Source organism: Virgibacillus aidingensis (genome assembly GCF_010994035.1).
In the GTDB taxonomy this organism is placed as follows: Bacteria; Bacillota; Bacilli; order Bacillales; family Amphibacillaceae; genus Virgibacillus_N.
The window spans coordinates 1-1,591 of sequence record NZ_WIXN01000046.1 but is presented as its reverse complement, the minus strand read 5'-3'; the positions used below and the strand labels follow the sequence as shown (position 1 = coordinate 1,591).

Sequence of the window (1,591 nt, the reverse complement as noted above, 5' to 3'; positions counted from 1 at the left end):
ATATTTAATTGCTTGCCCAAGTGAACTTTTCGGTAGTACTTTCGGAGTTTGTTCTTGAAGCCATGCTGAAAAAGCCTCCAATATAGGTTGGCTATATTCTAAACGCTGTTTATAACGCTCTTCTGGACTAACATCCTTTAATTGGCGTTCTATTTTAAAGAGTTCGTTACAGAACTCTAAACCTTCTGTTGCTTTAAGTTCAGTAGTACCCGCAGATGCAGGAAGTGCTTTTAATGCATCTGTAAATTTACGGCGGGCGTGAGCCCAGCATCCAACCAGCTTTAAGTGAGGGATTCCATTATATCCTGCATAGCCATCGACATGCAGAAATCCGGAGAAGCCTTCTAAAAACCGTCGTGGATGTTTGCTCGCACGGGTTTGTTGATAATCGTACAGGACAATTGGTACATCCGTATGTCCGGAACGATATAGCCACATATAGGATTTTGAAGTTGCGGCACGTTCTGATTCCCGCAATACTTGTAAATTAGTCTCATCCGCATGCAGTGCATCCAGTTCCAATAACTTGGTATGCATCGCATTGTAAATTGGTTCTAGCCAGGCACTGGAACCATATATCATCCAGTTGGCCATGGTTTGACGTGAGATGGACACCCCAAATCGCTCAAAATACTTTTCTTGGCGGTACAAAGGTAATCCTTCCACGTATTTTTGTGACATAATAAATGCTGCCGCAGTTGGCGAAGCCAAGCTGCCTGGGAAAGCCGGCTTAGGCATTGGCGCAGTTACGATAGGAGTATTGATTTCATTTTGTTCACAATGACGGCAGCTATATACTTTCTGTACATGTTCTACAACTTTAACTTCAGCTGGAATGATTTTTAATTCTCTACGCACTTCCGTGCTCATCTCATGCAGCTTCCCATCGCAACACAAACAGACCTGCTCCTCAGGGGAGAGATCATATTCAATCGTCTCCTTCGGCAGGTTTTCAAGCTGCTGCTCGCGCTGACCTTTACTTTTTTTCTTGCGTTGGTATGTAATCGTTTCAATAGTTGGCTCTTCCAACGTTGAATTAGCTGTGTCTTCGGCTTCATTGAAAAGAGAGAGTTGATCTGGGTTTGTTTTCTCACTTGATGATCCAAATTGGCGTTGTTGGCTTAACTTAAATTGCTCCTCGTACCATTTTAATTTTGCTTCCAACTCTTCATTTTCCAATTCCAATTTTTCCGTACGCTCGATGTAATATTCAATTGTATTTTTTGATTTATTCATCGTTTTTCCCATAATTTAAGTATACAAAATGGAATCCGCCTTGGCTAGTCGGATCCCATGTTTTCATTGATAAATTATAGAATGGTTCTTGCTTTTACTTCCAGGTGTGCTTGTTTCTGATGTAATGGTAAACCATCTAACAGCCAACGTAGTTGGCGAGGACTGATACCCATTGGTGCTGTCATATCCTTTTCGCTCGATGGCCAATGGAATGTTCCTCTTTCCAGCCGTCGATAATGAAGCCAGAAACCATTATGCTCCCACTGGAGTATTTTCAGCTTATCACGCTTTCGGTTACAGAAAACGAATAAGCAAGGAGAAAAAGGATCAAGATCAAAACACTCTTTTACAATGA

2 protein-coding genes are annotated in these 1,591 nt (G+C 41.7%); both read right to left on the bottom strand.

Annotation, left to right across the window (positions count from 1 at the left end):
- Positions 1-1,248: IS66 family transposase (tnpC, locus tag GHD25_RS19745; RefSeq protein ID WP_164220063.1), on the bottom strand; the 1,248-nt coding region annotated here is incomplete at its 3' end.
- Positions 1,249-1,310: 62 nt separating this feature from the next.
- A partial coding sequence (gene tnpB / locus GHD25_RS19740; protein WP_164220061.1) for an IS66 family insertion sequence element accessory protein TnpB occupies positions 1,311-1,591 on the bottom strand: 281 nt, incomplete at its 5' end.